The 5,959-nt window shown below is 69.8% G+C and carries 7 protein-coding genes and 1 pseudogene; 7 read left to right on the forward strand and 1 reads right to left on the reverse strand.

Annotated elements, in window-relative coordinates; all coding sequences use genetic code 11:
- The 7 genes from B4E30_RS00890 to B4E30_RS00920 form a co-directional block, all read left to right on the forward strand.
- Positions 1 to 1,266 (forward strand): ABC1 kinase family protein (locus B4E30_RS00890; protein WP_286793099.1); only part of this gene is annotated, 1,266 nt, incomplete at its 5' end.
- A gap of 59 nt (positions 1,267 to 1,325) precedes the next feature.
- Entirely contained in the window at positions 1,326 to 2,267 is a 942-nt protein-coding gene (locus tag B4E30_RS00895) for a DMT family transporter (RefSeq protein ID WP_286717632.1), read from the forward strand.
- Between the two features lie 47 nt (positions 2,268 to 2,314).
- Positions 2,315 to 3,598, forward strand: a complete 1,284-nt coding sequence (locus B4E30_RS00900; protein ID WP_286793100.1) for a M18 family aminopeptidase — start codon at positions 2,315 to 2,317, stop codon at positions 3,596 to 3,598.
- A gap of 2 nt (positions 3,599 to 3,600) precedes the next feature.
- Entirely contained in the window at positions 3,601 to 3,945 is a 345-nt protein-coding gene (locus B4E30_RS00905) for a DUF2200 domain-containing protein (protein WP_194383235.1), read from the forward strand.
- A gap of 97 nt (positions 3,946 to 4,042) precedes the next feature.
- A complete protein-coding gene (locus tag B4E30_RS00910; protein WP_194383234.1) occupies positions 4,043 to 4,183 on the forward strand; it encodes a hypothetical protein in 141 nt (46 codons plus the stop codon).
- A 67-nt stretch (positions 4,184 to 4,250) separates the two neighbouring features.
- The gene (locus B4E30_RS00915; RefSeq protein ID WP_286717636.1) at positions 4,251 to 4,805 is read left to right on the forward strand and encodes an NYN domain-containing protein; all 555 of its coding nucleotides are present in this window, start codon (positions 4,251 to 4,253) and stop codon (positions 4,803 to 4,805) included.
- Between the two features lie 28 nt (positions 4,806 to 4,833).
- On the forward strand, positions 4,834 to 5,550 hold the full coding sequence (locus B4E30_RS00920; RefSeq protein WP_286793101.1) for an NUDIX hydrolase: 717 nt from the start codon (positions 4,834 to 4,836) through the stop codon (positions 5,548 to 5,550).
- A gap of 63 nt (positions 5,551 to 5,613) precedes the next feature.
- Here B4E30_RS00920 and B4E30_RS00925 read toward each other — a convergent pair.
- Positions 5,614 to 5,959: pseudogene (locus tag B4E30_RS00925) on the reverse strand (lytic transglycosylase domain-containing protein); the annotation flags it as partial.

A 5,959-nucleotide genomic window follows, 5' to 3' on the forward strand; every position in this document is an offset into this window, starting at 1 on the left:
CGGCTGACTCCGGCGGAGGCGGCCCTCACCGGCTTCGCCGATGTCGTCGTCAAGGTGCAGCGTCCCGGAATCGACCAGATCGTCGACGTCGACCTGGCAGCGCTGCGTCGTGTGGCGGCCTGGCTCGATCGCGTGCGGGTCGTGCGCGAGCACGTCGACCTGCCGGCGCTCCTGGAGGAATTCGCGGTCACCAGCCTCGAGGAGATCGACTACATCCACGAGGCCGCCAACGCCGAGCGGTTCCGCGACGACTTCGCCGATGATGCGCGGGTCGTCGCACCCGAGGTCGCGTGGGAACGCTCGACGCGACGCGTGCTCACCCTCGCCGATGTGACGGCCATCAAGATCACCGATCGCGACGCCCTGCGCGACGCGGGGATCGATCCGACCGAGGTCGCCCACGCGTTCGCGGCGGTGATGTTCGAGCAGCTGTTCAGCCACGGCTACTTCCACGCCGATCCGCATCCCGGCAACGTCTTCGTCACTCCGACGCCCGATAGCGATCGGCCGTGGACGCTGACGTTCATCGACTTCGGCATGATGGGCGAGGTCCCCGACCGGCTCCGGCAGGGGCTGCAGCGCCTCATCGTCGCGGTGGCGGCACGCAACGGCCGGCAGCTCGTGGACAGCATCCGAGACGTCGGTGTGCTGCTGCCGTCGGCCGACACGGTCGAACTCGAACGTGCGATGACAGCACTGTTCGCCCGCTTCGGTGGAATGGGGTTCGCGGAGCTGCAGGAGGTCGACCCGCGGGAGTTCCGCGACTTCGCGGTGGAGTTCCGCGACCTGGTGCGGCGGATGCCGTTCCAGCTCCCGGAGAATTTCCTGCTCGTGATCCGTGCGGTCTCCCTCACGTCGGGCGTGTGCAGCGCCCTCGACCCCGCCTTCAACATCTGGGATGCGGTGGAACCGTACGCGCAGCGACTCATCCGCGACGAGCAGGGCAACGTCGTGCAGGCGTTCGCAAAGGAGGCGGTGTCGGTCGCGGGACTGGTGGCGCGCATGCCGCGCCGCATGGACGACGTGCTCAGCCGGCTCGAAGAGGGACGCCTGAGCGTGGACGCACCGAGGCTGGACACGCGACTGCGCGGGCTCGAGGTCCTCGCCCGCCGCGTGGTGTCCGCCGTCCTGTTCGCGGGGCTCCTGATCGCCGGTGCGGTCCTGCGCCCCGATGACCCCGTGGCCGGGACGGCGCTCATGATCGCGTCGGTCCCGGCGCTCCTGCACGCGCTGCTCGCGGGATTCGTCTCACGCCGCATCCCGTGACGCCACGCCACGGCTGCTGCCGCTAGCGTGGACGCCGTGCGATCGAGAGAAGCCACCCGGTGACCATCACCTCGTTCCCGATCATCGGCATCGCACTGGCGGTGCTGTCGGCTCTCCTGCTGACACTCGGCAACTTCCTGCAATCCCGCGGCGTCGCGCGCACCTCTGCGCAGGGGAATGGGCTCGGCCCCGCGCACTTCTCGCGACTCGTGCGCGACCCCGTCTGGCTCGGCGGCAGCGCGCTGTTCGGTCTCGCCATCCTCGTGCAGCTGGCAGCGCTGGCCTTCGCGCCCCTGATGGTCGTGCAGCCCGTCGGAGTCGTCGCGCTCGTCTTCGCGTCACTGCTCACCGCGTGGGTGACAAAGACCCCGCCGCGCGTGCGCGAGATCGTTGCGATCGCGGTCTGCGTGGCCGGACTCGGGATCTTCGTCTCCGTCGCCGCTGCGGTCAGCGTGCAGACCACCATCACGAATCGCCAGCTGATCGCGGTGCTCATCGTCCTGCTGCTCGTGCTCGCCGTCACGGTCGGAGCCGCGATCGGCCTGAGACGACGGCGCATGCCGCCGGTCGTCTACGTGCTGCTCGGCGGCCTGTACTCCGGGTTCGTCGCCACGCTCGGCAAGACCGTCATCCTGCGTGTGCAGACGGCCGTCGTTCGCGGCAACGTGGTGCTCGACGAGACGAATCTCCTCACGATCGCGTGCGCAGCGGGGATCGCCGTGGCCGGAGCCCTGTCCATCTGGTGCGTGCAGACCGCGCATACCGTCAACAGCCCACAGGTCGTGGTGGCGGGACTGACCGTGGTCGACCCGTTCGTGGCCGTCGTGCTCGGGATCACCGTGCTGCAGGAGGCGGCTTCGGCGCCGTGGTGGAGCTTCCTGGTCTTCGCAGCGACGGGCATGGCCGCGATGGCGGGGGTCTGGATGCTCGCGCGCGACCAGGCCGATCCGGCTCGTCCGGCGCCGGTGGTGTCGGCGCGTCGCCGGGATCCGGATCGGTGACTACGCTCGAGGACACCGCCGCTTCCGCACCGCCAGGAGAACTCCCGTTGCCCACCGCCTCGAACGCCCGCGCCCACGCCGACGACCTCGCCGACTTCGTCGCCGCCTCGCCGTCGAGTTTCCACGCTGCCGCAGAGGTGGCGCGACGGCTGCACGATGCCGGCTTCACGCGTCGCGAGGAGGGTCAGGCGTGGCCATCGGATGCGCGAGGAGGTCACTACGTCGTGCGCGACGGCGCGGCAATCGCCTGGGTCGTGCCGAGGAGCGCCACCGCCGCCACCGGTGTCCGCATCTTCGGGGCGCACACCGATTCCCCCGGCTTCAAGCTGAAACCGAAACCGACCACCGGGCGGTTCGGCTGGCTGCAGGCCGGCGTGGAGGTCTACGGGGGCCCGATGCTCAACTCCTGGCTGGACCGGGAACTGCGTCTGGCCGGCCGACTCGTGCTGGACGACGGGCGCAGCGTCCTGGCCGCCACGGGGCCGCTCCTGCGTCTGCCTCAACTCGCGATCCACCTCGACCGCGAGGTGAACGACCGTCTCTCCCTGGACAAGCAGACTCAGACCCAGCCGGTCTGGGGCCTCGGCAGCGCCGAATCCGCGGATCTCCTGGGCGAGCTCGCGGCCTCCGCAGGTGTCGACCCCGGGCGGATCCGCGGCTACGACGTCGTCACCGCCGATGCGGCGCGGGGTGCCGTGTTCGGTCAGGAAGACGTCTTCTTCGCCGCGGGTCGGCTGGACGACCTCGCATCCGTGCACGCCGGTGCCGTTGCTCTCGCCGCCGCTGTCGACGCCGAACCGGACCATATCCCGATGCTCGCCGTGTTCGACCACGAGGAGGTGGGCTCCGGCACGCGCTCCGGCGCTGCTGGGCCGTTCCTCTCCGATGTGCTGGAGCGCCTGTGGCTCGGCCTCGGCGCCGACCGGGAGCAGCAGCTGCGTGCGCTGTCGGACTCCTGGTGCGTCTCCAGCGACGTCGGCCACTCGATTCACCCCAACTACGCCGAGAAGCACGATCCGGTCGTCCAGCCCGTGCTCGGGTCGGGGCCCATCCTCAAGATCAACGCGAACCAGCGCTACGCGACGGATGCCGCGGGGGCGGCGGCGTGGAACGGCTGGTGCCTGGCCGCGGGCGCGAATGTCCAGGAGTTCGTCTCGCACAACGGCGTGCCGTGCGGGTCGACCATCGGACCGATCACCGCGACACGTCTCGGAATCCGCACGATCGATGTCGGCATCCCGATCCTGTCGATGCACTCGGCACGCGAACTCGCCGGCGTCAGCGACCTCTGGGATCTGCGCCGCGTCGCGCAGGCGTACCTTGGAGGTTGACCATGCATCGGATCTTCACCATGCCGTTCGCGGACCTGTATCCGCTCTACGTCGCCAAGGCCGAGCGCAAGGGACGCACGCGTGCGGAGGTCGACGAGGTGATCGCTTGGCTCACCGCATACGACGGTGCCGCGCTCGCGCGTCAGATCGACGAGCGACGCACCGTCGAGCAGTTCTTCGCCGATGCGACGGTGAACCCGCACGTCGATCGGATCACGGGAGTGGTGTGCGGGGTGCGGGTCGAGGAGATCGAGGATCCGCTCATGCAGAAGATCCGATACCTCGACAAACTCGTGGACGAGTTGGCCCGCGGGAAGGCGATGGACGCGGTGCTCCGGCGACGCTGACCCGAGAGCGCACTGTGCCACGCCCGGCCGGTGCTTGTCCAGGGGGCTCCCTCGCGGGCGAACCGGTCCGACAGTGGAGAGGTCGCAAGGAGGACACATGACCGACAAGCGTCCACACGAGACCCATTCCGAAGATGCGGTACACGACGATGCGCCGCCGACGCCCGCCGTCTCCGACGAGGTGGAGGAGGAGGCCGCGCGCGCCGAACAGACGCACGACGACGGCTCGCCGGACTGAGCCGAGGTCGTCGCTGATAGCGTCGAGCCATCATCAACGGGCGGCGCACGCCGCGGAGAGAGGCGACGTGAGCGAACGCAACACCTGGGTGCTCGTCGACGGCGAGAACATCGATGCGACCCTCGGGTCATCGATCCTGGGCCGTCGACCCCAGCCGGAGGAGCGCCCCCGGTGGGACCGCCTGCTGGCGTTCGTGTCGGAGCGCTGGGGACAGCCTGCGAAGGGCCTGTTCTTCCTCAACGCTTCGGCGCACCTGCCCATGTCGTTCGTGCAGGCGCTGCTCGCGCTGGGCTACCAGCCGGTCTCACTCTCCGGGGCGTCGGACGAGAAGGTGGTCGACATCGCCATCCAGCGCACCCTGCGGGCGCTCGCGGCGCACGACGGCGATGTCGTGCTGGTCAGCCATGACCGAGACTTCGTCGATGACCTGGCGGGATTGGCCGGCAGTCGTCGCCTCGGCGTGCTCGCGTTCCACGAGTTCCGAAGCAGCGAGTACGCCTCGATCCCCGGCCTGGAGCTGTTCGACCTCGAGTACGACGCGGACGCCTTCGACGCCCCGCTGCCGCGGGTGCGGGTGATCCCGATCGACGAGTTCGATCCCGAGATGTTCCTGCAGGCGTAGCGCCCCGAGGGCGGCGTAGCCTGAACAGATGCGTGTGCCCCTTCCCGAACGCGGCGCTCGTGCGGAGCTGGCAGATGTCGCCTCCGGGCGCGGAGGCGGTGTGGACCTTTCGGCCCTCCATGCGCTGCCGCGAGCAGCCGAGTCCCGGCCGGCGGCAGTGCTGATGCTCTTCGGCGTCCTCGATGATCTGCCGAGCGATCGGGATGCTCGGGACGCGGCGGTCTCGGCGGATCTCGACGTGCTGCTACTGGCACGCGCGGCGACCCTCAGCTCGCACGCGGGCCAGATCGCCTTCCCCGGCGGGCGGGTCGACCCGGCGGACGACGGACCGGTCGCAGCAGCCTTGCGTGAGGCGCGCGAGGAGACGGGGCTGAACCCCGACGGCGTCGACGTGCTCGGCGTGCTCGACGAGGTGCCCCTCGCGTATTCGCGTCATGTCGTGAGTCCGGTGCTCGGGTGGTGGCGACAGCCGACCCCGGTGGGAGTGGTGGATGAGCGCGAGTCGTCGGATGTGTTCCGCGCTCCCGTCGCCGACCTTCTCGACCCGGATCGTCGTGGCACGGTCGTCGTGCGGCGTGACGGCCAGACGTGGCGCGGACCCGCCTTCACCGTCCCTCATGCCGGTGGTCAACACCTCGTGTGGGGGTTCACCGCGATCCTGCTGGATCGCCTGTTCGACCGGCTCGGATGGGCCGAACCGTGGGACCGCGCGCGGGAGCTGCCGCTGGAGATCCCGGACCGATGAGCGAAGAGCCCCGTTCACACGAGGTGAACGAGGCTCTTCGCGGCGCTGAGCGGGGTCGACGGATCAGTACCAGCCGACAGACTGCGAGTGGTCCCACGCACCGCAGGGCGAACCGTAGCGGCCGGAGATGTAGCCCAGGCCCCACGAGATCTGGGTCGCGGCATTGGTCTGCCAGTCGGCGCCGGCAGAGGCCATCTTGCTGCCCGGCAGAGCCTGCGGGATGCCGTAGGCGCCGCTCGAGGCGTTGTACGCCTGGTAGTTCCAGCCCGACTCCTTGTTCCACAGGGCGACCAGGCAGCTGAACTGGTCGTCGCCCCAGCCGTAGCCGCCGAGCATCCCGCGCGCGATGGATTGCGCTTCACCGGCGCTGGTGCCGCCCGCGGCGTAGCCCGGGTCCGGAACACTCGAG

The sequence above is a fragment of the Microbacterium sp. UBA3394 genome (genome assembly GCF_002358725.1).
GTDB classification, from domain to species: Bacteria; Actinomycetota; Actinomycetes; order Actinomycetales; family Microbacteriaceae; genus Microbacterium; species Microbacterium luteum.

What these genes read in the sequence shown, in the direction of transcription:
- B4E30_RS00920 (WP_286793101.1), top strand. Translation starts at nt 4,834, where the DNA reads ATGCGTGTGCCCCTTCCCGAACGCGGCGCTCGTGCGGAGCTGGCAGAT.
- B4E30_RS00905 (WP_194383235.1), top strand. Translation starts at nt 3,601, where the DNA reads ATGCATCGGATCTTCACCATGCCGTTCGCGGACCTGTATCCGCTCTAC.
- B4E30_RS00910 (WP_194383234.1), top strand. Translation starts at nt 4,043, where the DNA reads ATGACCGACAAGCGTCCACACGAGACCCATTCCGAAGATGCGGTACAC.